This window comes from Undibacterium sp. TJN19 (assembly GCF_049339485.1).
In the GTDB taxonomy this organism is placed as follows: Bacteria; Pseudomonadota; Gammaproteobacteria; order Burkholderiales; family Burkholderiaceae_D; genus Undibacterium.
In genome coordinates this window covers 324,590-349,288 of sequence record NZ_JBMPPL010000004.1, presented here as the reverse complement: position 1 = coordinate 349,288, position 24,699 = coordinate 324,590, and the positions used below count along the sequence as shown (strand labels likewise).

The 24,699-nt window shown below is 51.0% G+C and carries 20 protein-coding genes and 1 pseudogene; 12 read left to right on the top strand and 9 right to left on the bottom strand.

Features of this window, described 5'->3' with window-relative positions; all coding sequences use genetic code 11:
• Window position 1: 1 nt before the first annotated feature.
• On the bottom strand, window positions 2–649 hold the full coding sequence (locus tag ACO0LH_RS15140) for a response regulator (RefSeq protein WP_422941932.1): 648 nt from the start codon (window positions 647–649) through the stop codon (window positions 2–4).
• A 364-nt stretch (window positions 650–1,013) separates the two neighbouring features.
• Between ACO0LH_RS15140 and ACO0LH_RS15135 the strand changes: the two genes are divergently transcribed.
• From ACO0LH_RS15135 to ACO0LH_RS15120, 4 genes are all read left to right on the top strand, one after another.
• Window positions 1,014–1,685: an energy transducer TonB gene (locus tag ACO0LH_RS15135; RefSeq protein WP_422941931.1), complete on the top strand. Its 672-nt coding sequence runs from the start codon at window positions 1,014–1,016 to the stop codon at window positions 1,683–1,685.
• 144 nt (window positions 1,686–1,829) lie between these two features.
• On the top strand, window positions 1,830–2,156 hold the full coding sequence (locus tag ACO0LH_RS15130; protein ID WP_422941930.1) for a hypothetical protein: 327 nt from the start codon (window positions 1,830–1,832) through the stop codon (window positions 2,154–2,156).
• Window positions 2,157–2,192: 36 nt separating this feature from the next.
• Window positions 2,193–2,585, top strand: a complete 393-nt coding sequence (locus ACO0LH_RS15125) for a hypothetical protein (protein WP_422941929.1) — start codon at window positions 2,193–2,195, stop codon at window positions 2,583–2,585.
• A gap of 190 nt (window positions 2,586–2,775) precedes the next feature.
• Window positions 2,776–4,377: an alkaline phosphatase D family protein gene (locus tag ACO0LH_RS15120; RefSeq protein WP_422941928.1), complete on the top strand. Its 1,602-nt coding sequence runs from the start codon at window positions 2,776–2,778 to the stop codon at window positions 4,375–4,377.
• A 102-nt stretch (window positions 4,378–4,479) separates the two neighbouring features.
• Here the strand turns inward: ACO0LH_RS15120 and ACO0LH_RS15115 are convergent, their stop codons facing one another.
• The 6 genes from ACO0LH_RS15115 to ACO0LH_RS15090 all read right to left on the bottom strand — a co-directional run bounded on the left by ACO0LH_RS15115 (window position 4,480) and on the right by ACO0LH_RS15090 (window position 10,383).
• Entirely contained in the window at window positions 4,480–5,301 is an 822-nt protein-coding gene (locus ACO0LH_RS15115; protein WP_422941927.1) for a hypothetical protein, read from the bottom strand.
• A gap of 19 nt (window positions 5,302–5,320) precedes the next feature.
• The gene (gene lpoB / locus ACO0LH_RS15110) at window positions 5,321–5,944 is read right to left on the bottom strand and encodes a penicillin-binding protein activator LpoB (RefSeq protein WP_422941926.1); all 624 of its coding nucleotides are present in this window, start codon (window positions 5,942–5,944) and stop codon (window positions 5,321–5,323) included.
• A gap of 35 nt (window positions 5,945–5,979) precedes the next feature.
• Window positions 5,980–6,384, bottom strand: coding sequence for a YcfL family protein (locus ACO0LH_RS15105; protein ID WP_422941925.1), 405 nt, complete (start codon window positions 6,382–6,384; stop codon window positions 5,980–5,982).
• 14 nt (window positions 6,385–6,398) lie between these two features.
• Complete coding sequence (locus ACO0LH_RS15100; protein WP_422941924.1) at window positions 6,399–7,892, bottom strand: COG3014 family protein; 1,494 nt, start codon at window positions 7,890–7,892, stop codon at window positions 6,399–6,401.
• A 209-nt stretch (window positions 7,893–8,101) separates the two neighbouring features.
• Entirely contained in the window at window positions 8,102–8,983 is an 882-nt protein-coding gene (locus ACO0LH_RS15095) for an alpha/beta hydrolase family protein (RefSeq protein ID WP_422941923.1), read from the bottom strand.
• A gap of 182 nt (window positions 8,984–9,165) precedes the next feature.
• Window positions 9,166–10,383 (bottom strand): toxin-antitoxin system YwqK family antitoxin, encoded by a 1,218-nt coding sequence (locus ACO0LH_RS15090; RefSeq protein ID WP_422941922.1) that lies wholly within the window; start codon window positions 10,381–10,383, stop codon window positions 9,166–9,168.
• A gap of 224 nt (window positions 10,384–10,607) precedes the next feature.
• On the opposite strand from ACO0LH_RS15090, the gene ACO0LH_RS15085 reads away from it, so the two are divergent.
• The 6 genes from ACO0LH_RS15085 to ACO0LH_RS15060 all read left to right on the top strand — a co-directional run bounded on the left by ACO0LH_RS15085 (window position 10,608) and on the right by ACO0LH_RS15060 (window position 19,156).
• Window positions 10,608–11,759 (top strand): DUF3466 family protein, encoded by a 1,152-nt coding sequence (locus ACO0LH_RS15085; protein ID WP_422941921.1) that lies wholly within the window; start codon window positions 10,608–10,610, stop codon window positions 11,757–11,759.
• A gap of 171 nt (window positions 11,760–11,930) precedes the next feature.
• The gene (locus ACO0LH_RS15080; protein ID WP_422941920.1) at window positions 11,931–13,070 is read left to right on the top strand and encodes a DUF3466 family protein; all 1,140 of its coding nucleotides are present in this window, start codon (window positions 11,931–11,933) and stop codon (window positions 13,068–13,070) included.
• A gap of 56 nt (window positions 13,071–13,126) precedes the next feature.
• Window positions 13,127–14,212: a S41 family peptidase gene (locus ACO0LH_RS15075; RefSeq protein ID WP_422941919.1), complete on the top strand. Its 1,086-nt coding sequence runs from the start codon at window positions 13,127–13,129 to the stop codon at window positions 14,210–14,212.
• Between the two features lie 175 nt (window positions 14,213–14,387).
• Complete coding sequence (locus tag ACO0LH_RS15070; RefSeq protein ID WP_422941918.1) at window positions 14,388–16,736, top strand: Tex family protein; 2,349 nt, start codon at window positions 14,388–14,390, stop codon at window positions 16,734–16,736.
• Window positions 16,737–17,017: 281 nt separating this feature from the next.
• The gene (gene adh / locus ACO0LH_RS15065; RefSeq protein ID WP_422941917.1) at window positions 17,018–18,538 is read left to right on the top strand and encodes an aldehyde dehydrogenase; all 1,521 of its coding nucleotides are present in this window, start codon (window positions 17,018–17,020) and stop codon (window positions 18,536–18,538) included.
• Between the two features lie 225 nt (window positions 18,539–18,763).
• On the top strand, window positions 18,764–19,156 hold the full coding sequence (locus ACO0LH_RS15060; protein ID WP_422941916.1) for a DUF779 domain-containing protein: 393 nt from the start codon (window positions 18,764–18,766) through the stop codon (window positions 19,154–19,156).
• On the opposite strand, the pseudogene ACO0LH_RS15055 reads toward ACO0LH_RS15060, so the two are convergent.
• Window positions 19,153–21,041 (bottom strand): annotated as a pseudogene (locus tag ACO0LH_RS15055) (sigma-54-dependent Fis family transcriptional regulator). The gene ACO0LH_RS15060 and the pseudogene ACO0LH_RS15055 overlap by 4 nt on opposite strands.
• Before the next feature lie 265 nt (window positions 21,042–21,306).
• Between ACO0LH_RS15055 and grxD the strand changes: the two are divergent.
• Together grxD and ACO0LH_RS15045 are read left to right on the top strand one after the other, a co-directional pair.
• Window positions 21,307–21,618, top strand: coding sequence for a Grx4 family monothiol glutaredoxin (gene grxD, locus ACO0LH_RS15050; protein ID WP_422941915.1), 312 nt, complete (start codon window positions 21,307–21,309; stop codon window positions 21,616–21,618).
• Between the two features lie 7 nt (window positions 21,619–21,625).
• A complete protein-coding gene (locus ACO0LH_RS15045; protein WP_422941914.1) occupies window positions 21,626–22,219 on the top strand; it encodes a UbiX family flavin prenyltransferase in 594 nt (197 codons plus the stop codon).
• Window positions 22,220–22,313: 94 nt separating this feature from the next.
• On the opposite strand, the gene ACO0LH_RS15040 is transcribed toward ACO0LH_RS15045, so the two are convergent.
• Window positions 22,314–24,344: a DPP IV N-terminal domain-containing protein gene (locus tag ACO0LH_RS15040; RefSeq protein ID WP_422941913.1), complete on the bottom strand. Its 2,031-nt coding sequence runs from the start codon at window positions 24,342–24,344 to the stop codon at window positions 22,314–22,316.
• Window positions 24,345–24,699 lie beyond the last annotated feature (355 nt).

Sequence of the window (24,699 nt, the reverse complement as noted above, 5' to 3'; positions counted from 1 at the left end):
GTCATGGGGCGATCAGGCCATGTTTGACAGCCAGCTTGGTGATATAGGCTGGCCGGTGCACGCCGAGTTTTTCCTTGATGGCCTGACTGACGTTGCTGATGGTTTTCAGCGAAAGCTCAAGGCGCTCGGCAATTTCTGCATTGGTCAGACCTTCTGCCATCAATTTGAAAATTTCGAGATCACGTTCCCCCAATAATGATTGGGGCGAATCATCACCACGCACAGACAGGTTGGCAAGACGCTCAGCAATCTGAGGCAGGAAATACAGTTCTCCTTGATGGGCGCGCTGCACGGCCAGCGCCAGGTCAGCCGGATCACAGTCCTTGGTAACAAAGGCTTTTGCGCCGAGGCGATAAGCTTCCTTGATCAAGGCGTCCTGATCAAACTGGCTGAGGAAAATGATATTTGCATCAGGAAACTCACGCAAAATATCGCGGGCGGCATCCAGCCCCGTCAGCTCAGCGCCAAAACGGATGTCGAGTATGACCACATCCGGCTTCAAGGCGGCATATTGCTCAAACGCTTCCTGCGGATTTCTGGCTTGCCCTGCGACTTCTATACCCAGACTGCCGAGCGACATTGCAAAGCCCGTCATGACGATGGGATGATCGTCGGCCAATAAAACACGAATGCCAGCTTGCTTTTGCATATACACAACACTTTCTGCCTAGGTAGAGAATTATTTTACTCATTGAACGCAATGATAATGCTTTTTACTAGCAATTTTTTATTTTAAGCAAAAAACCACGAATATCCCTCGATTTTAGCTATGAAGCACAAAACTCTCCTGGCATTAAAAGGTGGAATTATTCATAAAAAATCATTTGACATGGGCAACCTTCCATAATTACGCAACAAAAATACTTTAAATATTTACCTTAATTGCTTTTCAAGTGTCATTTTTATTGCTATCTTAAAGCATCTTGATTGCACTTGACATTAAAAATCAAGACAAATCCGTATGTCATCCGCGTAGAGCTTTGTCAGGCTAGGCTAAACCTCTGGAGGAAAAAATGGAATTCACTGAAAACAAGCAAACTCCCTTCAAACGCATGTCACGTCTTGGCATAGTCTCCCTGCTGCACGTCGCCCTGCTGGCTGTCGTCCTTAACGACATGAAGATCAAGATTTCTTTACCAACTTCTCGCCCCATCATTCTTGAAAAAATAACGGAGCCGAAAGTGCAGGAGCCTGAGCAACCCAAGTTCGACCGAGAACTGCCAACGCCTAAAGATCCACCACCTTATTTCCCTGAGGTAGAAACCAAAGTGAAACCAGCGGCAGATGAATCCGGCATAGCAAAAAAAACCAGCGATGCCAATGAGGGAAAGGGTAAAACAGAAAACGGTAGTGTCGAGGGCAGTACCGGAACCAGTACTGAATCACCGGCTCTTGCCAAAACTCCCCACCATGTTGCTGCGGTGGTAGACATGAACGCCTGCACCAAGCCGGTCTACCCTGCCAGCTCCATACGCAATGATGAAACTGGTACCGTCACGTTCTCAATGCTGATCGGGTCCGATGGGCGCGTCCTGGAAACCAAAACCGATTCTTCCAGCGGTTTCCGCACACTTGACCGTGCCGCAGCCCAGGCACTGTCCATATGCCGCTTCAAGCCAGGCACGGTGGATGGCGTACCGCAGCAAAGCTGGACCAAGGTGCAATATGTCTGGAAGATAGATTGATGATTTTCCACAGCGCCTGTTCAGCAAATGCACTTGGTGCCTGTGCTTGCTGACCAGGCGTCCCGTTTTATACCTATTAATGCCTGACATTGGCCATGGCTTGATGAAACAGGCTTCAAAAGCGATGCAAGGAGACAAGAAATCATGACTATCACATCTATCGACATCATTTCCCGGACAGCTGGCAACATCAATAGTCCCGGCCTGCCCTTTGCAGATCCGGTTCGCGACAACATCAGGGCAGAAACGCTGAAAGTTGACGACATCTACTGGCTGGCGACTTTTAATGAAACTCGTCAAAAAAGGACGGAAACCCTGATTACCATCAACGTCAAGTTGCGCAAAGTGAAGCTCGGTGTCATTCATGGCGCCGGCAAAATCCATGCCCCGGAAAAGCCCATGCCTGCGCTGGATCTGGCTGATACAACGGCATTGCAATTCCTGACCAGAAAAACCTGGCGCTCCACATGAAGAGAATCTTTTTTTACAACAGAAAAGAGTACTGAAATGATGAAGCAAATCTTCACCTTGTTGAGTTACCGGAGTTACCCGAGCTACATGAGTTGCCTGATTTGGCTGTCATTGGCTATGACCAATTGTCTGGCCACTGACCTCGAAAACCTGCACTATGCACAGACAGGGCGACCTGGCATGGCTTTTAATATACAAGAACCGCATGCAGCACAGTACAAAACAACAGTCATGATGGTCAAGGTATTGGATAGCCAGCAACGCGCCCCGGTCGATCCTGTGGAATTTCATCCCTACGAAGGGGCACTGACGCGTGCACCTTATCTCGGTGTCATGGTGATGCTCTCTGCCTGGCTATTACCACTGGGAATGTTAATGGTCACAGTTCTTACTGTCATCGACTACCGCAAATCTCGCCATCAAAACTAATTGAACTGACATCATCTGGTCATACAGAGATCTTACAATGAGGAAAACCTGGATTGAGTGGGTGCGTAAGCTTACTTAAGGCCTGTGGTACTCATGATTCAGTCTTGCAACTGTGCGGCTTAATCAAGCGACCCTGTCCACCCACTCAACCGGAGACTCCTAAAGCATCCATACTCAACTCTGTAAAGCCATGCAAAACTCCCGCAAGACTTCGCGTCGCCAGTTTTTACGCCAGGCCACCGTTGGTGCCGGCACTCTTTTAGGTGGATCAGCATTGCCGGCATTTGCTCTGTCACCGGCCTATATCACCTCAGACAAATTGCGCCCGCAATTGCCTTGCGGTGTCATGAGCGGAGACATTACCAGGGACAGAGCCATCATCTGGAGCCGCACCGACCGGCCAGCCCGCATGCTGGTTGAATATGCCAACAATGAAGCCTTCAAAGACGCGCGCAGCATCAGCGGGCCGCTGGCATTACCCGGCAGCGATTACACGGCGCGCGTAGACCTCAGTGGCTTGCCTGCCGGCCAACGTACTTTTTACCGTGTGCGTTTCCAGGACTTGCAAAATCCATCGGCAAACAGTGAAGCTGTAACTGGTAGCTTGCTGTTACCTGGCGGTACAGAGCGCGACATCACGTTCGCCTTCTCAGGTGATGAAGCTGGTCAGGGCTGGGGTATCAATGAAAGCTTCGGCGGTTACCGCATTTATGAAAGCATGCGCCGTTTCCAGCCTGATTTCTTCATTCATTCCGGCGACCAGATTTATGCTGACGGGACGATACAGGCACAAGTCAAACTTGACGATGGCAGCCTGTGGAATAATCTGGTGACACCAGCAAAATCCAAGGTAGCAGAAACCCTGGAAGACTACCGCGGCAATTTCGCCTATAACTTCCTGGACGCCAACAAGCGTCGCTTCGCTGCCGAAGTGCCTTTCCTGGTGCAATGGGATGACCATGAAGTGCGCAACAACTGGTATCCGGGTCAACAGATCGGCGCGGCTGAAAAACGCTATCACGAACGTGACCTGAATACCCTGGCGCAAAATTCCCGCCGCGCCATGTTTGAATACAACCCTTATCGCGTAGACGAGAACGATCCTGAGCGCATTTACCGCATGTTCAACTACGGCCCCATGCTGGAAGTGTTCATGCTCGACGAGCGCAGCTATCGCGGGGCCAATTCACCCAATCGTCAAAGCAGGCTGGACAAGGATGCCGCCTTCCTGGGCAAGGCACAATTGCAATGGATAAAACAGGCTCTGCTGCGTTCACGCTCGACCTGGAAAGTCATCGCCAGCGATATGCCGATTTCTCTCGTTGTTCCCGACCTGAACCCGGATGTACCGCAAGGCACGTTTGAAGCCTGGGCCAATGGTGACAATGGCAAACCAATGGGACGCGAACTGGAAATTGCAGAATTATTGAAATTCATCAAACAGCATCATATCAAGAACGTCGTCTGGGTCACCGCAGACGTGCACTATGCATCCGCCACCTATTATTCACCCGAGAAAGCCAGCTTTACCGACTTCAAGCCATTCTGGGAATTCGTTGGCGGCCCTTTGAACGCGGGCACATTTGGTCCCAATGATGTCGATCAGACTTTTGGCCCCGACGTGCGCTATGTCAGCGTACCGAAAGACCTGAAGCAAAATCGCTCGCCAGCAGATTTGCTGCAATTCTTTGGCATCGCCAAAATCGACGCGAAGACCAAGGTGATGACAGTGTCGCTGCACGATATCGATGGCAAAAATTTGTACAAGGTTGATATCAATCCTGAGGCGTGAGTCCAGGCAGATAAATTCTCACCTGGCACAAATGAAAATGGCTGACCATCTGGTCAGCCATTTTTTTACCATGACCGAGTGTGCAAGTTATTGCAGATTGAATTACTTGTAGACAGTCACCGGTTCAGGATTTTGTACCGGTGTCACTGGCTGCCCCTGCATGCGGGAATTCTGGCCACGGTTGGCACCACGCGGTGCGCCAAACTGGACCAGCAATTCATCGTAAGCGGCATCGGCCAGGCTGCGCGAAGTTTCCTGCATGACTTTGCCGCGGTTGAACACGACGCGGTCACCGGCACGGCTGATGATCTTGGTATCAACACCAGAACCGCTGGCGCTGAAAGCCGCCTTGATTTCATAGGTCTTGGTATTGATGAGGCTGAAATCAGCAACCAGATCCAGCGACAGGCTGGCTGTCATGGAATTGCCATATTGCAGCTGATTGCTTTCCTGGCGGAACTGTATGTTGCTGACCGTGCCAAACAGAACATAATCTGCGCCAGGGTACATGCCCTGTTTAATACGGCCGATGATATCGTAGATTTTTTCCATGGGCTTGCCGACATACGGGCGCGCCTGTACCAGGCTGACGCCGCCGCCTTTGATCAGTGCGCCTTTCAGATCTGCTGTGTAGGTCTTCAACTCGCCACGGTCGATATAGGTGTAGAAACCTTCGGCTTCGTAGTAATTGCTTTCGCTCTTGGCATTGATATTGCCGCGCTGAGAATAACTGCGATCGGTTTCACGTTCGCTATAGCTACCCCTGACGCTGCTTTTGCTGGAAGCAGAAACCACACGGAAATATTCACTGACTTTTTCTTCATAAGTCAGGTCGGTGACGGCGATTCTTGGTTCTGCGGCATAGGCGCTGACTGCCGCCATGGAGCAGAATACGCCTGCCATTAATTTTTTCAGATTCAACATCGTATTTCCTCTTTAAGGATTAGCGCTTGGAAGTTTTACGAATTTCTTTTTCGTCTTGCCATTCGATAGAGCCATCTTCAATGTCATACAACTTCAACGTCATTTTGTAGAACACGTCCTTGGTGTTGGCGCTTTGCTTGACGATGGAAACAATTTCGCCTTCGAGGGAATACTTGGCGGCACTCATATTACCGACTTTGGCCTTGCCCTGAGCCTTGTACAGACCACTCTGGTTTTGACGCTGCAATTCATCAACACCTTGCTGCATTTCATCAGCACTGCGGGTGAACTTGACCTTGCGGCTTTTCACCAGTGCAGTCTGGATAGTGTTCATGATGGATTTGGTGTCGATGTATTCGCTGGTCTTGTTGCGTACACCAGCCAAAGTCATGGTCGGGCGATTTGCCAGTACCGGATCTTCCAGCAGAGACCCGACCATTTTTTCTGCAATCATTTGCAGATCGGTAGAACCGAATTCATTGGTGACAGTTTCAACAGCCTTGTTATCACCATATGTCGTCTGGCGTGCCAGGCTGACTGTGGGCTGCGACAGTTTTGTCTGGCAGGCACTCAGCGTAAAAGTGGACAGGCCAACCAGTGCCAGCATGGCGCAGGTTTTGGAAATTGAGGAAATGCTTTTCATATGTACTCCGTAAATAATGTGGTCGTCTTGGTAGATTAGCGTGGCTCTGCGCTCATCTCAATCTGGAAATCGGTCGCTTGCGGGCCATAGGCTGTTCCCTTGATGAACTGACTTTGTTTGCCCAAAATCATCAATGGTTTCCATACTTCGCCATCACCGACCTGCATGCCGGCTGAGTCTGTCCAGCGGAAACGATAATAGACGCGTACATCCCTGACGGTCAGGTTGACCATTTCTGCCTGAACCACCATGACATCATTCTTGCGTTGCGAACGCAAATCCGTCACCTGTACACCTTCGAGCGTGCCGCGTACCAGCAACTTGGCTGCTATGCCGGCGGAAATCGCATTGGGTATGTCATCGGCTGCCATTACCGGCGTCACAAAACATGCTGCAACCAGGGCCGCACATGCTGCAAATTGAGTGGAAATCTTTTTCATATGAGCTCTTCTCTTCAGTTGGATTTGCTGGTCGTGGTTGTTGCAACTGCTTTTTTAACTACCGGTTTCTTGCCTGTAGGTTTTGCTGGTGCTTCGGCTTTTGGTTCAGGATCAGCCTGCAATTGTGCCACTGGCGTTACCGCACCAAATTTTGCCTGGTCGCCCAGATACATTTTATCCTGATACATGCGTACTGGCACCACCATGTAGCGGCCATCTACCGTCAGCTTGACGCTATCGCCGGGGCGATTGGAGAAATTCACATCGTACTCACCCGGGGCAATAAATGCACGCGCCACAAACACGCGTTCTGGCAGGCTGCGCCACATGCGGTCATCTGCCGGGCTTTCAGTCGCAGCCACGGCAATATTGGCAGCCAGGCCAGCCAGCGGGCCCATGCGTTTGTTAACCTGATCTTGCACGACAGCCTTGGTCACTGCGCGTATCGCTGCACGTACCTGTATGCCCGGCAATTCATCTTTGAGGGCCTTACGGGCCATGACGTTGAAATCGGTCACGAGCGCTGTCGGCAATACCTGGTTGCCGACACGTATGGTGTCAACTCGTGGCGCATTAGGATCAGGATAAATCACAGGGAAGGCGAAAGATACCGTCACCAGGCCACGACCAGTTGGCACAGGGAAAGCAATTTTCTTGGATTGCCGCGCTGGCGAATTACCAGTCTCAATAACAAACAGCACATCGGTCACGCCTTTTTTACGGCGGAAACTGGTACGCTGATCCAGTCCTTTGAGACCATCTTCCAACACTGGCAAATCAGGGCGTAATTCAATCGCCTTGCGATAACCAGGTGCGGCCAGGCCAGGCTCATTCAAAGCTTCATAGACGAAGCCAGCCATGTAGTGGCTCAATGCATTCTGGTAACCGTTCTTGAGTTTCAATACTTCCGGGTCGTTGAGGGTTTCGACAGGATAGCCATTCAATTCCTTGCCGGTAGAGCTGACGCCTTTGTCCTTGGCTTCTTTTTCAGCTTCAGCGGTTTCCTTGGCACGGAATTCTGCAATCACCGCTTCACGTTCATGGGTACGCTTGATATCTACACGGGCAGTATCAAGGTCACCAAGATTCAAACGATTCATGGCCATGCGCGTGGTCAGCATGACTTTCTCGTAATCCTGTCCTTCATAATCGCGGCTGGCATCGCCCATGATAGTGGCACCGATCTGACCCATCAGTTTTTGTGGCGAAGTCCTGGCAGTTTCTTCCCACAGTTTGACTTTGGTGTCGGCTACGTCAAACGCATCCTGACTGTCTTTATAGCGCTTGCCTATGCGCATCAATTCGCCTTTTTCCAGGTTCAGCAGCAAGTCGGTTTGATTAGCGCCTTGCGTTTGCGCTTCTACCTGTTTGATTGCTTCGTCAATCTGGCCAGATTTTGCGACAGACAGAGACGCAGCTACTTTGCTGTCATGCGTTGGCGTTGTGACACAGCCAGTCAGCACCAGTGCAGCAACAAGTGGGGTATAAGAGAAAATTGATAGGCGCATAATTATCGTTATTGTAAAAACCAGAGAAGTGGGAAAGCAAATACACATGGAAAAACACTATGCGCATGCACAGCCAATAAGTATAGTAAGCCTTTGCATTTTTGTCATTGAAAGAACTGCTACAAAAAAGAACATATGTAACCAGTTGTAATGGAGTTGCCGTGTGAACACTTTATGCCCATTGCCAGAAAAAGCCGCTTTGCTCCTGTCTATCTGGCCGGCGTTTCAAGCAGCCAGTTATCCAGTTGATGCATGAAATCAGGCAGATAATTTTCCCCATCGCCGGCCAGATTGTGTCCAGCGTTGGGAAAACGCAATATCCTTATTTGCCTGTTTGCCGCCTGGAAAGCCGCTTGCAAATGATCCAGGGCGAACGGTGGGATAACAGGATCCGCTTCGCCCACGCCCAACAAAATAGGGATGCCTGCCTGCAATAAATTGTGCTGTTGAGGAATGGTGGCAATTTCTGACCAGTAACGCCAGCTCCGACCGTGTATGCGCATCGTATCTTTATCGGCTGGCACCTCGCCAAGTGCTGCCTGCAACTGCTGCCAGCCCACCTGCATGGACGCATGTTGTTGAGCCAGGGTGCGGTAGGCATCCAGGGCATTCAAACCCGCGTGAGAAACTAAAACCAGGTGCGTCGCATGCACATGCTGCGCCAGTATGGGTGCCAGTTCTGCTCCCTCTGAAATGCCGAAGATGATCAAACGTTTCGGGTGTTGACCACGTTGCGCCAAAGCAGCCAGTTGTGCGGAAATAAATTCGAGTTGATCAGCCTGCCAGCGCGAAGGGTAATCATTGCGCACAAACGCCTCGCCACACGACACACCGTTACCACCAGGGGGGATGTAACGTTTATGCAGAATGAAGATGTTAATGCTGCCCGATTCACCCTCCAGCCCGGTGAAATATTGCGGCAAAAACGCTCCCATGCTGATACAGTCAGAACCGGAAATAACGAACATCAGATTGTCTGTCACCCCGGCGGTCTGGCTGGCAAGGGCACGTGAGAGTGGCAATGCTGACTTTTCCAGTTGATAGTAAATGGCATGGCCACCATCTGCGAACCGGAAGTCACTTAAATTCACACTGGAGTTAGCGGTCCCCTGCAATGTGCTGCAAGCCGATAAGCAAAAGAAAATAGTGGGAAGAAAAAACATGCTGACAGCATATTTTTTCCATGTACGTCGACTAAAATAACCATGGAAAAGCGGCATGCCACCTCCGCTTTCACACACAGAGATTGGTTTCTGCTTCAGCAACGAATAACTTATTTCGCATACGCTTTGCGCGAACCATCTTCAAATAGCAAATCATCCGTCAGCACTTTGCCGCTTTCATCAAGCAGACGTTCACGCTGTATGCGGCCCTTGTCATCATAAAAGGACTCGCTGAGCAATTTCCCGCTTTGTGAAAAACTCTGATGCACACCGACAGCGCGTGAGCTGTAGCGCCCATCAAGGATATACCTGCCAGTACTGGCAAGCTGGCCATTGTCGAAGTAGCGACGCGTTTCCTTGCTTTCTTCCTTGCCGTCAAAGGAAAACTTTTCCACGCTTTTACTTTGCCCGTTCAGGTAAAAACTGGCCTCCGTCTGCAAGCGATTTTGCTTGCGCCCGTCTTTTTCTGAGATAGCAAAAATCTGCTCGCGCAATTTTGCGCCGCTTTCATGGTATTCAACTTCGCGCTCCAGCACTGCTGGCTTTTCCGTTACATTCCAGATGGTTTCCTTGCGCAACACCCCGGTATCTGAATAGATTTTCCGTATCCTTTGCTTCGCAGTGAGCTCTTCCGTTGTGTCCGGCTTACCGTTTTCATGGAAATAAGTTGATTGCTGGCTGACACCGGCCACCAAGTTGAACTGGCTTTTCAAGCGGCCGCTATCATTGAATAATTGCACGACAGAAGGCTTGCTCTGAAAGCCGCACAGGGCGGCATCATTGACGTGCGGTGCCAGCAGAGGCTTATCCGCACATTCAAGCTCAGCGAGTTGTTTGTCAGGTGTGTACCTGACGCTGGCTTTTTCTTTTGGTGCGTCCCCGATAAAACTGATGCGGCGCACGACACCGTTCGGATACCATTCGCGTTGCAGGCCACGACTATTGCTGTTTACATAATTTTCTTCTCTCACTACCTGGCCGCTGGGGGCAAATTCCCTTGCCTTGCCATCCCTGTTGCCACGCTCATTGACACTGTATTCCTTGTACAAAACACCGTCTTTATAGTACCTCAACAGCCCCATAAACACGCCGGCGCGCAACTCCTGTTCACGCAGCAGTTTGCCACTATCCTTGTCTCTGCACTGCATGATGCCGGTCTTGCCTGCGGTGGTACTGCCGTTGGCAGGACTGACGGACTCTTTATTAAGTTGGCATTCTTCGATGGCCCAGGCATTTGACATGCTGAGCGCAGACAGAAGAGCGACAGAGGCGATAGGGGTGAATAATTTGATATGCGCCACTCTCATCAATATAAATTTAGCAAGCATTGTCATCCTGAGATGAAAAAAAGTTGAAAAAGTGAGAACAAATCCAATGATAACATTGTCAAAGTCATCAGTTATTTGGGGATGGGGCTAGCCACACCTCACCGGACTATCAGGCAATCGAGCTGAACGCCATTGCCTGCAAGGCTTTACAGGCAGTTGTCTGTGTACCTCATTGATATAAAAATTTCTATTTTTAAACAGAATAACATTTTGGAGTTTGTCGCATGTCCTCAAACGAAGTCAGTTTTCAAAAAAATATTTATACCTATGCAGATCTCAGTACTTTTGGCGGTCAATATAGTTTTGTCTATGCCATCAATAATACTGGTCAGATGGCAGGTAGCGATACAAAAAATGAACCAGGTGACGAATCCGTTTTTGCACCTGCCACTTATGCTGCCATCTGGGACAATTCTTATCACGTGTCGAAAACCACACTACTTTCAGGGCAAGACAGCAACGCCTATGGAATAAACAATCTTTCCACCGTAGTCGGTTCTTCGTCAGAGGACATTAATGGCCACACCCAGACCGTAGCAACTGCCTGGCAAAACGGTGAAACAAGATATCTGCCATCTTTGAGTAATGGCCAGTACAAGAGCATCGCCAGGGCAATTAACGATCACGGTGTTATCGTCGGCGAGAGTTTTACCAACAGTGCATCGAACGAAAGCCGGGCTACCCTCTGGGATGATACGGGTGTCATCGACCTGGGTACTTTGGGTGGCAAGTACAGCGAGGCATTTGCCATCAATAACACAGGCACCGTGGCAGGCTGGGCTTCCACCGGCAAGCCGGATGATTTCATGCACCCGGTGATCTGGAAAGAAGGCAAAATCATCAACCTGTCACCTACTCATTTGGGAATGGCGGCCAGCATTAATGACTACGGCATAGCAGCCGGGTTTATCGTTGATGAACAACAGTCCTCTCGCGCCACTGTGTGGATCAATCAAAAAGAAATCATACTGACAAGTAATGCGGGAACTTACTCCTATACCAACGCCATCAATAACAAAAACCAGATAGTCGGCTCAGAACTGACCAAAGATGGCCAGCAACATGCCTTGCTCTGGAATGGTCCTGACAGCGCGCCTGTCAACCTGGATCAATTTCTTGATCAGTCCCAGATTGACGATGGCTGGCAGCTGTCTGGCGCCTCGGGTATCAATGACAAGGGCTGGATAATCGGTACCGCATCGAATGCCAAAACGCATGAAGTCCACGCATTCGTGCTGACGTCTGATGGCATCACAGGCTTGACGGGGGCCGCGCCACCGGAGACCGCGCAAGTCGCTGCCACCGTTGCTGTTACCACTGTAGCATCCCCTTTGACGCATGAAGCAACTGCCGATATCTGGTCAGGCATGGTTTGAGTTCCTCACTTCAACAAAATCAAGGCAAGAAAACTGTTTTTGGTACAAGGACATTTTTCTTGCCTTGCAACTTTCACGTCGCGCATGCGCAAATCAAAATTTCCGCCCAAGCAAACCTGGTCTGAAAAACTGGAATGCGCCTTTTAAACGTATTTTCAACAAGACATGAAAATGACGCCTATCTCGTATGACGGCAATGTAAAGCCAAGCTATGAATATCTTGACCTGGGTACTTTTGGAGGTCATCTGAGTTTTGTGTATGCAATCAATAATGACGGCATGCTGGCCGGTTACGATACAAAAAGTGACGCCGGAAATGTCAGCCCAGATACCCCGCCGGGGAAGATCGCCGGTGCCAGTCCGGGCTATATGGCCAGGTGGGAAAATCTGCATTTCGTGCCCAAGACAACCATCACCGATGACTTTGGCAGTGTGGCATACAGCTTGAACAACCATGGTGTCATGGCAGGTGTTGCGGTTAACCAGGCTGCGGCGCATCCATTGGCGCAGGCTGTCGTCTGGAATCATGACCAGGTCATCAACCTGGGTTCGCTCGATAATAACCGGCACCAAAGCAGGGCGCTCGACATCAATGAAACCGGACAGGTCGCCGGGACATCTGCCCTGAACGACGACAATACCGAGCAACATGCCGTGCTATGGGATGGCGACACCATTACCGACCTGGGCACGCTGGGAGGCCACAACAGTGCGGCAAAAGCCATCAACAACTTTGGCGCAGTGGCTGGCTGGTCACAAGATGCCGATTCCAGTGCGCAGCACCCTGCTTTATGGAAAAATGGCGAAATTGTTGCCCTCTCACCCAATCAATTTGGACAGGCCAGCGACATCAATGACCGTGGCACCGTGGTCGGCTATACCTATACAGCGAACAGCCAGAGCCTTGCCACCGTCTGGCGCAATAATCATGAAATACATCTGACCAATGGCACTGGCTCAGCCTCTGTTGCCAGTGCTGTCAATAATACTGACCAGGTTGTTGGTTACCAAATGGCCAGGGATTACAAACAACATGCCGTTTTATGGAATGCCTTCGATACTGCGCCAGTTGACCTCAATAACTACCTGGACCAGGCCCAGCGTGAAGAGGGCTGGGTACTGGCGGATGCCAAAGATATCAATGACAAGGGCTGGGTAGTTGGCACCGCTTTTAACAGCAAGACCTGGGAATTTCATGCCTACCTGCTGACACCCGATGGCGTCAGCAATTTATCGGTCAACGATGCAACAAATCCAGTTGTCGCGACAGTGGTGGGGACGCCATTGAATCCCGGCCCGATCCATATTTGACATCAGGGATAAATGATATGCGGACTGCATCGTTCATTACAACCATCGCATTGAGCATGTTTGCATACTCTTGCGCCTCAGCCAAAGATGGCAATGCCGATATTGCTGCTTCGTGTAAAGCGGACCTCGAGACCATCGCACCGTTCATGCTTGAAAACGATACAGGTGCAAAAGACCATCTGAAACAAAAGGGGCAAGCCTATTTTGACGCGGCACTGGCACAGGCGCGTCAACAGGCGGCAAAAGCAAAGGACTGGAAAACCTGCAAAACAGTGTTGACAGATTATCTGCTCACCTGGCGCAAATCGCATTTGTACCTGTACCTGACTGCGAAGGAGAACACCGCAGGCAATACTCTGCAAGGCAGTGCAAACAAAATTGATCCTGAACTGAAAATCCTGTCTGATAAAACCATCCTGCTGACACTGCCGAGTTTTGACAATGCAGTGCAGCCTGCGCTTGAGCAGTTGATAAAGACCAAGCGCGAGATATTGGAAACCCATGCAAACTGGATAATTGATGTCAGGGAAAACAGTGGTGGTGCCGACAGCAGCTACTATGCCTTGCTACCCTGGTTGATGCCCGATGAGTTCGGGACCGTCAATGCCGAATTTCTGGTTACGCCAGCCAATATCAAGGTGCAGGAAAGTATTTGTTCCCTGAGTGATCCGGCTCAGAAAAGTTGCGCAGAATATTTACAGAACATCACCAAAGAAATGCGCAAACTGAAACCTGGTGACTACTTCCTGCCAAATCAGACTGAAATTATTTATGAACGCTCGCCAACGACTCCGGCAAACCTGCCAAAACGCGTGGCAGTATTAATGGACAACGCTTGCGCCAGCTCATGTGAGCAATTTTTGTTGACGGTACGGCAAAGTTTTAACGTAAAGTTGCTGGGGCGCAGCAGCATGGGCGCGCTGGATTATTCGAATTTGCGCCCATTTGCACTGCCGTCAGGACAATTCCAGCTGCTCTATGCGACGACGCGCTCAAAACGCATCCCACATTTGCAGGTGGATGTCGCCGGTATCATGCCAGACATTTATCTGCCGCCGCCTGGGGATCAGAAAGCGCGCGATGCCGAAATACAGCAGGCACGCAGTTTTCTTGAGAACGGGCGCCTGACACCAGGCAAGTAAAGACCTCATTCATGCAAAATCGCATGATCAAGCGCATGGAATGCTGAAATAATTACCTATTTTGCAAAAAACAGGCTTTTAACCTTAGTCGCCTCAACTGTCAAGACTGGCGCAAAGCCGCAAATTGCGTATCATCTGCGCCTTGATTGCTTTTTATTGTCTGGATTCTGGATTTATGTTGCCTTCGATTGAACAAAGACTTGCCGTAGAACTGGTTGCCAAGCCAGTCCAGGTTGCCGCCGCTGTTGCCCTGCTGGACGAAGGTGCTACCGTACCGTTTATTGCCCGTTACCGTAAAGAAGTGACTGGCGGCCTGGATGATATCCAGCTACGCTTGCTGGAAGAACGCCTACGCTACCTGCGCGAACTCGAAGACCGCCGCAGCGCCATCATCGCTTCCATCGAAGAACAGGGCAAGATGACGCCGGTACTGCTGGACGCCATCACCCATGCCGAAGACAAAACCCGCCTCGAAGATTTGTACCTGCCGTACAAACCCAAGCGCCGTACCAAGGCGCAGATCGCCGTTGAAGCAGGTTTGCTGCCACTGGCTGATGCCTTGCTGGCCGACCCGATGCTGAATCCGGAAACAGAAGCCGCGAACTACCTGAAACCCGCCTTCACTACCGACAATGGCGAAAACCCAGGTGTGGTAGATACCAAAGCTGCCCTTGATGGTGCGCGCCAGATCCTGATGGAACGTTTCTCGGAAGATGCGACCCTGTTGCAAGCCCTGCGTGAATACCTGAATGACCACGGCATCGTGGAATCCAAGGTGGTTGCTGGCAAAGAAGAAGCCGGTGAAAAATTTGCTGATTATTTCGATTATTCAGAAACCCTGGGCACCATCCCTTCCCACCGCGCCCTGGCTTTGTTCCGTGGCCGCCGTGAAGAAATGCTGACTGTGACCCTGCGTCTGGACAGTGAAGAAGAGAAACCAAAATGGGATGCGCCGCTGAACCCCTGCGAAAGCCGCATCGCTGCCCGCTTTGGCGTCAGCCAGAAAGACCGCCCAGCCGACAAATGGCTGGTCGATACTGTGCGCTGGGCCTGGCGTGTCAAAGTCTTCATGCATCTCGATACTGAGTTGATGGGCAAGCTGCGCGAAACCGCAGAAATCGAAGCCATCAATGTCTTCGCCCGTAACCTCAAAGCCCTGCTGCTGGCAGCACCTGCTGGCCCACGCGCCACCATGGGTCTGGATCCTGGCCTGCGTACCGGCGTCAAGGTAGCGATCGTTGATGCGACAGGTAAAGTAGTTGAATACGCGACGATATACCCACATCAGCCGCGCAATGACTGGGATGGTTCCCTGCATGTATTGGCGCAACTGGCAGCCAAGCATAATGTCTCGCTGATCTCTATCGGCAATGGTACCGCTTCGCGTGAAACCGACAAGCTGGCAGGCGATTTGATCAAACTCAAACCTGAACTCAAGCTGACCAAGATCGTGGTCTCTGAAGCTGGTGCATCGGTGTATTCCGCCTCTGAATTTGCTTCCAAAGAATTGCCTGACCTCGATGTATCCATCCGTGGTGCAGTGTCAATTGCACGCCGCCTGCAAGACCCGCTGGCTGAGCTGGTGAAGATTGATCCTAAATCCATTGGTGTTGGCCAATACCAGCATGATGTCAGCCAGTCACAACTGGCGCGATCACTCGATGCCGTCGTTGAAGATTGCGTGAATGCGGTTGGTGTCGATGTGAATACGGCTTCTGCACCTTTGCTGGCACGTGTGTCTGGCTTGTCGTCCAGCGTGGCGCAAAGCATCGTTAATTTCCGCGATGCCAAGGGCATGTTTAATTCACGTTCCGACTTGCGCTCTGTACCGCGCCTGGGCGACAAGACCTTCGAACAAGCCGCCGGTTTCTTGCGCATCATGAATGGCAGCAACCCGCTGGATGCGTCGGCAGTCCACCCTGAATCTTATCCGCTAGTAGAAAAAATCCTTGCGGATATCAAGAAGGATATAAAGGGTGTCATCGGCGACACTGGCTTGCTGAAGTCTTTGAATCCGGCCAAATACGCCGATGAAAAATTTGGTGTGCCGACCATCACCGACATCATCGGTGAACTGGAAAAACCAGGTCGTGACCCACGTCCTGAATTCACTACCGCCACCTTCAAGGACGGCGTAGAAGAAATCAAGGACTTGCGCCCTGATATGATTTTGGAAGGCGTAGTCACCAACGTTGCCGCCTTTGGCGCTTTCGTTGATATTGGTGTGCATCAGGATGGCCTGGTACATATCTCTGCCTTGTCCAACACCTTCGTCAAGGACCCACATACAGTCGTCAAGGCTGGCCAGGTCGTTAAAGTGAAAGTGCTGGAAGTCGATGTCAAACGCCAGCGCATTGCCCTGACCATGCGCCTGATGGATGCTGCGCCTGTCGCTGGCAGCAAGCCAGAACAGCGTGGTGACCGCAATGATGCCAAGCGACTCAATCAACACCGCTCGCAAGCCCAGGCACCAGCACCTGCTGGTAATGCGATGGCTGCGGCGTTTGCGAAGTTGCGTGGGTAAGCAATAAGCAAGTAATAAAGTTGACGATCAGACTGTCTCAAATTGTGACAGTCTGATCAGAGTTGCGAAATAATGTGACACCTGGATTCTCCACGTATTTATTCTTGGCAAATCCATCACCAGCATCAGCAGTAAATCCCCTCTGTACCTTCTCTATATCCAGTTTGCAATCGCCACATTTTTCCATCAGGAAATCATCTCCAGCATGGCACGCCGTTTGCGTTGTTATCCCCGTGTCGCAGCTTATGCGCACCATCTAATAAACAACGGAGACCACCATCATGAATATGGCAGACATCAGCAAACTCGGTATCAGCAATCCTTTCGCCAAACGCTACGATAATTTCATAGGCGGTAAATTTGTGGCCCCAGTGAAGGGTGAATATTTCGAGAACATCAGCCCTGTCATTGGCCAGGCTTTTTGCGAAGTGGCGCGTTCCACCGCAGAAGATGTGGAACTGGCACTCGATGCTGCCCATGCAGCCAAAGTGGCCTGGGGTAAAACCTCGCCAGCCGACCGTGCCAATATCCTCAACAAGATCGCTGATCGCATGGAAGCCAATCTGACCCTGCTGGCCACCGCAGAGACCATAGACAACGGTAAACCCATACGTGAAACCATGGCGGCAGATATCCCGCTGGCGATAGATCACTTCCGTTATTTCGCCGGTTGCATACGTGCGCAGGAAGGCTCGGTTTCACAGATCGATGACCAGACTTACGCCTATCACTTTCATGAACCGCTGGGCGTCGTCGGCCAGATCATTCCCTGGAATTTCCCTATCCTGATGGCGGTGTGGAAAATGGCACCCGCCTTGGCCGCAGGCAATTGCATCGTCATGAAACCGGCAGAACAGACACCTGCTTCCATCATGGTACTGGTTGATCTGATCAAAGATCTGCTACCACCCGGTGTATTCAATGTCGTAAACGGGTTTGGCCTGGAGGCAGGCAAGCCACTGGCATCAAGCAAGCGCATCGCCAAGATTGCGTTCATCGGTGAAACCGGTACTGGCCGCCTGATCATGCAATATGCGTCGCAAAACCTTATTCCAGTGACTTTGGAACTCGGTGGCAAGTCGCCAAATATTTTCTTTGCCGATGTCATGGAGCAGGACGATGCCTTCTTCGACAAATGCCTGGAAGGCTTTGCCATGTTTGCGCTGAACCAGGGTGAAGTCTGCACCTGCCCTTCACGCGTGCTGATACAGGAATCCATCTACGACCAGTTCATGGCCAGGGCCATCAAACGTGTTGCCGCCATCAAACAGGGCAACCCGCTAGACAGCGCCACTATGATAGGTGCACAGGCTTCGCACGAACAACTGGAAAAAATCCTGTCTTACCTCGACATAGGCAAACAGGAAGGCGCGCAACTCCTGGCAGGCGGCGAAAGGATTGTACTCGAAGGCGACCTGGCCAAGGGTTATTACGTCAAGCCTACCATCTTCCAGGGCCACAACAAGATGCGTATCTTCCAGGAAGAAATCTTTGGCCCGGTAGTGTCCGTGACTACCTTCAAGGATGAAGAAGATGCGATAGCCATCGCCAACGATACCCTGTATGGCCTGGGCGCTGGCTTATGGACCCGCGATGGTTCCCGCGCCTTCCGCGTTGGTCGCGCCATCGAAGCTGGCCGCGTCTGGACCAATTGCTACCACCTGTATCCTGCGCATGCAGCATTTGGCGGTTACAAACAATCCGGCATAGGGCGTGAAAACCACAAGATGATGCTGGACCACTATCAGCAAACTAAAAACCTGCTAGTGAGCTATAACCCAAATGCGATGGGGTTCTTTTAGTAAACATTAAGTTCAAGGCCTCTCAACACAGAGACACGGAGACACAGAGAAAGGCAAGAGAAAACTAAAGACCAAAACTTGCGTCTTCTCTTTATACTTCAATTGACTTATTGAGCTACAGAGACATTACAAAACAGACGTAGATCTTATCCTGTTTTTCTCTGTGTCTCTGTGCCTCTGTGGTGAGCTTTTCGGTCTTTACGTAAAACAACCGAAACAAACAAAATGACCACTATCCCCGCCCGCGTCACCGCTACACCCACAGCGCTGGAATTTATCAGTGCGCTGCAAACCAAATACGGTCCACTATTATTTTTCCAGTCTGGCGGTTGCTGTGATGGTAGTTCACCGCTGTGTTATGCCAGGAATGAATACGGTATAGGCGATGCCGACGTGTATCTGGGTGATCTGGATGGCACGCCGTTTTATATGGGCAGTGATCAGTTTGAATACTGGCGGCACACACAATTGATCATTGATGTGGTCAATGGCATGGGTGGCATGTTTTCACTCGACAATGGTACGGGCAGGCGTTTCCTGACACGCTCACGCCTGTTTACTGATGAAGAAAATGATATGCTGGGTACAATAGTGTTACACGGCCCACAATCACTTTAGTCATCTTTCAGATTCGCCAGTTTGCGATAAACCGTATTGCGTGACACGCCCAATGCCCTGGCGGCCGCAGATACATTGCCATGATGCTGTTGCAGGGCTTGCTGTATGGCTTCCATTTCCACAGCCTCAAGGCTTTCGGAAGAAGATGGCAGTCTGGCTGCGTTGTGGATGACTGCGGCCTGCACATCTTCAAGAAAATCATCGGGCAGATGCTCCTGGCGGATTTCCATATCGGCATCTGTCATAACGATGGCGGTGCGCAAGAGATTCGTCAATTGGCGGAAATTGCCTGGCCATGCATGCGCGCGGAAAATCTGCATGACTTCTGTCGCCAGGCGATATTGCCTGCCCTGGCCTTCACTGATCAATACTTTTTCTATTACCACATCCAGGTCAGTGCGTTCGCGCAAGGGTGGCAGCTTGACCACCAGGCCATTGAGGCGGTAATACAGGTCATCGCGAAATTCTGCACGGGCGATCATGTCACGCAGGTTGCGGTTGGTGGCGCAGATCAATGACAGGTTGACAGGGATGGATTTGCTGCTGCCCAATGGCGTCACCATGCGCTCCTGCAATACCCGCAACAGACGCGCTTGCAGGTTCAGTGGCATGTCACCAATTTCATCAAGAAAGAGCGTACCGCCATTGGCCTGCAATATCTTGCCAATATTGCCTTTCTTGCGTGCACCTGTGAAAGCACCGTCTTCGTAGCCAAACAATTCTGATTCGATCAGTGTTTCGGGTATCGACGCGCAATTGACCGCCACAAAGGGGCCGGATTTGCGCGGCGAATCATTATGCACTGCCTGCGCCAGCAATTCTTTGCCCGTACCGGTTTCGCCGGTAATGAGATGGATATATCGCGGCCAATGACACGTTTGAGCTTGTCGATGGCACGGGCGACTTGTGCATCCCCGGTATCCAGATAACGCAGGCTCGACAAGCTCGGCTTTGCCTCAGCGGCAGGCGCTAAGGCAGTATCAGGCTGGCGCGCATTGTCTAGCACATGCATGGCGGCACTGGCCTGGCGCTTGAAATCCTGGCTCCTCGCGTAGACGCGCACCCCGTTATGCAGACACAGTGTCAGCAAGCCTGGCATGGCCGTGCGGTAGTGTTCATGCAGGGCAGAAATGGGCAGACCAAACAAAGAGCTGAAGGTATGTGTCTGCAAGGCAGTCATCGACACGCCCAGCTGGAACAGGCCACTGCGGCTGGCAGACAAAAAGCGCCCATCCGGTGCAAAGCAGGCAATACCCTCCATCAGAGTACCCAGAAATTCAGGGCGACTGTGGAAACTCAGTTTGATGGCCTGCTGGAAGGAAGAGGCAAACAACTGGTTTTCTATCATCTGCGCCGACATGCGCACCAGTGCCATCGTGTGTTTATGGAAATTATGCTGGTCACCAGTGACATCCAGCACGCCGATGACATTTCCCATGACATCAAAGATAGGCGCGGCGGAACAGGTCAGAAAACTATTGGCTTCCAGGTAATGCTGGCCGGCATGGATGACGGTAGGTGTTTTTTCTGCAATTGCAGTACCAATAGCGTTCGTACCCTTGCTGTTCTCTGACCAGGCAACGCCAGGACTGAGGGCGACTTTATCGGCTTTTTCCAGAAAATCGGCATCGCCAAGCGTGTGGATGATAAGACCGTTCACATCAGTCAATATCACCATATTGTGGGTATTGATGATTTGCTCATACAGGGTTTCCATGACCGGTACGGCATGTCTGTGCAGGACGCGGTTTTGCGCCAGCAAATCTGCCAGATCACTTTTCCCCAGCGGGACGTAATCCGGTGCGGCTGTGCGCGGGATACCGTAGGCGGCTGAGCGTTCGTGCGCTTGTTCTATCATCATGCGCTCAGACCTCGCAGAAACCATGCCAGGACTGGCATGTACTTGCGTGTTAGCAATCATCGTATCTCGAATTTGCATTGATGGTCTCCTGCAAACGGCCAGCTTTTTCTGACTCTGGCACTTACTGTAACACCATATTTCCTCTGTTTAAAAATCGTCTATTCAAATCAAGCCATGTCAATCTAAAAACACGCTGATTTTTCGATATGCCCAATCTTCCCAAGTGGCAATAACATCGAATTGGGCTTTCCACTATAATGACGGGATTCGTATTTAAAGGAAGATAGCCATGAGCGACGTTCAAAGCTGGATCAAAGAAACCGTAACCGCCAACCCTGTAGTCTTGTTCATGAAAGGAACTGCCCAGTTCCCGCAATGCGGCTTTTCCGGTCGTGCCATACAGTTGCTGAAAGCCTGTGGTGTACAAAACATGGTCACCGTGAATGTACTGGAAGACCCGGAAGTACGTCAGGGCATCAAGGATTTTTCAAACTGGCCGACCGTGCCACAGTTGTATGTCAAAGGTGAATTCGTTGGTGGTTCTGACATCATGAATGAAATGTTCGACAACGGCGAGTTGCAAACCCTGTTGAAAGACTAAACCTGGCATGCGTACAACTGCCGCCACGAAGCGCCTGATCATTGCCATTACCGGCGCGACTGGTGCTGTCTACGGTGTGCGGCTATTGCAGGCTGTGCGTGACATGCCTGCAGTGGAAAGCCATTTGCTGATTTCTGAAGCAGGTGTTTTGAACCTGCATCAGGAAATGGATTTAAAGCGCAAGGATGTTGAAGCCCTGGCGGATGTTGTCCACAATGTGCGCGATGTCGGTGCCAGTATCGCCAGCGGTTCTTTTCAGTCTGATGGGATGGTGGTTGCACCGTGTTCGATGAAAACCCTGGCAGCGGTGGCACATGGATTATCTGATAACCTGATCACCCGCGCTGCTGACGTGGTCTTGAAAGAACGCCGCCGCCTGGTGTTGATGGTGCGCGAAACTCCGTTCAACCTGGCGCATCTGCGCAATATGACGGCAGTGACTGAAATGGGTGGCATCATTTTCCCTCCATTGCCAGGCTTTTATCACCGTCCACAATCAATCGCCGACATGGTGGACCACACTGTTGGCCGTGTACTTGATATGTATGATCTGCCACATGCGCTGACACCACGCTGGGGCGGCTTGAAGCAGGAAAATTAAGCGCGCTTTTTAGCCAACCATGCATGACAAAAAAAGGACGCCTGAGCGTCCTTTTTTTTATGGACGGTGAGGCCCGTGAATAATCAGAATTCCATCACAGATTATTTTTCAGGAATTCCCATTTGGCTTTTTGCAGTGACCAGATTGGCCAGTCACCACGCGGACCATGACCGGCACCGGGATAAAGTTGCAGGCTGTAGTCTTTGCCGGAATTGATCAGTTCATCAATCAGCATGACGGAATTTTGCGGATGGACGTTATCATCCATCGTGCCATGCATGATAAGGATTTTGCCGCTTAAATCCTTTGCCGCTTTCAATACACTGGCCTTGTCATAACCTTCTGCATTGTCCTTGGGCAAACCCATATAGCGTTCTGTATAGACGCTGTCATACAAGCGATAATCAGTAACCGGGGCACCGACAAAACCCAGCTTCCAGGCCTTGCTATGCGTCATCGCATACGAAGTGAAATAACCGCCATAACTCCAGCCATTCAGGGCTATCCTGTCCATGTCGGCCCAGCCCTGTTTGCGCAGCCATTCAAGGCCATCGAGCTGGTCCTGCAATTCCAGTTGTCCCAATTTTTTATGTATCGGCCAGGCACTGACGGCGCCCTTGTTGCTGGAACTGCGGTTGTCCAGTATCCAGACCACATAACCCTGTTGCGCCAGGAAATGATGCCAGAGGTTGCTGTTCCAGCGGTCTGTCACCTGCGGTGCCATCGGCCCGGCATACAGGTGCTGATACACAGGGTATTTTTTCCTGGGATCAAAATCCGGTGGCAGGAACAACAGGCTTTCCATGACAAAACCATCGCGTGATTTGATTTGCTGTTGCGTCACTGTCGCCAGTTTCAGGTCACGCATTTTTTCAGGAATCCCACTGTCATCCACCAGTTTGATCTGCTCGCCATTCGCGTTGAACAATGCCTGTTTCGGTGCCTGTTTCAGGCTGCTCCAGCTATCGATGAAATGGCTGTAGGCCTTGTTCCAGCGCGCCGTATGGGTGCCTGACTCCGCAGTCAACCTTTGCAGGTTGCTGCCATCGAGATTGACGGCATACACGTCATTACCTATGGGGTTGCGCTGGTTGGATGCAAACAGCACACGACCTTTGTCTTCGTCGATACCGTAGACGGTACGGATGTCCCATTCGCCCTTGGTGATGGCCGCCTGCAATTGGTACTTCGCGTCGTAGCGATACAGGTGACGGTGACCGGTGCGATCTGATTCCCATGCGAAGCCGCCATCTTTCAGAAATACCGGCAAGGGCAATCTGTCCACCCAGGCCGGGCTGCTTTCATGCACCATTAATTTGCTGCTGGCCTGCGCATCATACAGACGCAAATCCAGCCAGGTTTGTACCCTGTCCTGCCATGATGCCAGCAACTTGCCATCCGGCGCCCAGCCGACCTGTACGATCAGGGTTTCCTTGCCCGGGTAGGGGTTTTGTGTCCAGCCCGTCGTGCCGTTCATATCAACAATGCCGAGTCTGACTTCGGGGTTGGCATCACCTGCCTTGGGATAACGGGTCTGCTCAGTCCTGATGGGCTGCACATGGTCACCGCTGAGCGTATAAACCGGAACTTTGCTTTCATCAAAACTCAGATAAGCGATTTTTTTGGAATCTGGTGCCCACCAGAATGCGCGCAAGCGGCCACGGCCATAAATCTCTTCCATATAGACCCAGTCCAGGCGGCCATTGAAGGTGGTTTCATTACCGCCTGTCGTCAGACGTTTTTCTGTCGCGGTGGCGACATCGGTCACATAGATATCATTGCCCTTCAGATAAGCTACCGACTGTAAATCAGGCGACAGGATGGCTTCATCTTCCGCCTGGTCTGGCGTGTGGGTGAGTTCTTTGACTTTGCCCTGTTGCAGGTCCAGCAGCCATAAATCATTTTTGTAAGTGAACAGATAGGATTTCAGTTCTGGCTTGATCTGCGGTGCCAGTTTTTCTACCTGAGCCTTGGCTTCTTTTTCATCTATGCCTGCCGCCGTCATCAGCGCAAGGATATTGCCATCCGCAGGCAGTGATTGTTTTTCCCAGGTGGCGGGATTGATGACAAACTGCGCGACAACCCCGTCTTTGCTTTCCGTCTGTATCAGCCCTGTTTTGCGCATCCCAGCTAAGTTTGCTCAAGGGCTTGAGATCGAATTTTTCTTTTTTGGTCGGGTGATACAGCATTTCCATGGTCAGCATGCCATCTTGTGGCTGCTGTTGTGCATGGACGGTAGCGGCAACGATCAATAGAGGCAGCATGCAATATGCCATACGGATTTTCATAGATTCCCTCAATAGTTTTTATAATAAGATCATGGCAATTCAGGACCAGCGTCCCCCGTATGCCTGTTGTCTACTATGACCCATTCATCGCTATCTGGTTCACAGTGCACAAGCGAACAAGATAATTCACACAGAAAATACTGAGTTCTGCAAAAATCTAAAGGCAAGTGCCTTGCCTGGCGATTTTTATTC

Bases quoted from the DNA above. Each gene is read 5' to 3' on its own strand.
- ACO0LH_RS15140 (WP_422941932.1), bottom strand. From the start codon at position 649: ATGCAAAAGCAAGCTGGCATTCGTGTTTTATTGGCCGACGATCATCCC.
- ACO0LH_RS15135 (WP_422941931.1), top strand. From the start codon at position 1,014: ATGGAATTCACTGAAAACAAGCAAACTCCCTTCAAACGCATGTCACGT.
- ACO0LH_RS15130 (WP_422941930.1), top strand. From the start codon at position 1,830: ATGACTATCACATCTATCGACATCATTTCCCGGACAGCTGGCAACATC.
- ACO0LH_RS15125 (WP_422941929.1), top strand. From the start codon at position 2,193: ATGATGAAGCAAATCTTCACCTTGTTGAGTTACCGGAGTTACCCGAGC.
- ACO0LH_RS15120 (WP_422941928.1), top strand. From the start codon at position 2,776: ATGCAAAACTCCCGCAAGACTTCGCGTCGCCAGTTTTTACGCCAGGCC.
- ACO0LH_RS15115 (WP_422941927.1), bottom strand. From the start codon at position 5,301: ATGTTGAATCTGAAAAAATTAATGGCAGGCGTATTCTGCTCCATGGCG.
- lpoB (WP_422941926.1), bottom strand. From the start codon at position 5,944: ATGAAAAGCATTTCCTCAATTTCCAAAACCTGCGCCATGCTGGCACTG.
- ACO0LH_RS15105 (WP_422941925.1), bottom strand. From the start codon at position 6,384: ATGAAAAAGATTTCCACTCAATTTGCAGCATGTGCGGCCCTGGTTGCA.
- ACO0LH_RS15100 (WP_422941924.1), bottom strand. From the start codon at position 7,892: ATGCGCCTATCAATTTTCTCTTATACCCCACTTGTTGCTGCACTGGTG.
- ACO0LH_RS15090 (WP_422941922.1), bottom strand. From the start codon at position 10,383: ATGCTTGCTAAATTTATATTGATGAGAGTGGCGCATATCAAATTATTC.
- ACO0LH_RS15085 (WP_422941921.1), top strand. From the start codon at position 10,608: ATGTCCTCAAACGAAGTCAGTTTTCAAAAAAATATTTATACCTATGCA.
- ACO0LH_RS15080 (WP_422941920.1), top strand. From the start codon at position 11,931: ATGACGCCTATCTCGTATGACGGCAATGTAAAGCCAAGCTATGAATAT.
- ACO0LH_RS15075 (WP_422941919.1), top strand. From the start codon at position 13,127: ATGTTTGCATACTCTTGCGCCTCAGCCAAAGATGGCAATGCCGATATT.
- ACO0LH_RS15070 (WP_422941918.1), top strand. From the start codon at position 14,388: ATGTTGCCTTCGATTGAACAAAGACTTGCCGTAGAACTGGTTGCCAAG.
- adh (WP_422941917.1), top strand. From the start codon at position 17,018: ATGAATATGGCAGACATCAGCAAACTCGGTATCAGCAATCCTTTCGCC.
- ACO0LH_RS15060 (WP_422941916.1), top strand. From the start codon at position 18,764: ATGACCACTATCCCCGCCCGCGTCACCGCTACACCCACAGCGCTGGAA.
- grxD (WP_422941915.1), top strand. From the start codon at position 21,307: ATGAGCGACGTTCAAAGCTGGATCAAAGAAACCGTAACCGCCAACCCT.
- ACO0LH_RS15045 (WP_422941914.1), top strand. From the start codon at position 21,626: ATGCGTACAACTGCCGCCACGAAGCGCCTGATCATTGCCATTACCGGC.
- ACO0LH_RS15040 (WP_422941913.1), bottom strand. From the start codon at position 24,344: ATGCGCAAAACAGGGCTGATACAGACGGAAAGCAAAGACGGGGTTGTC.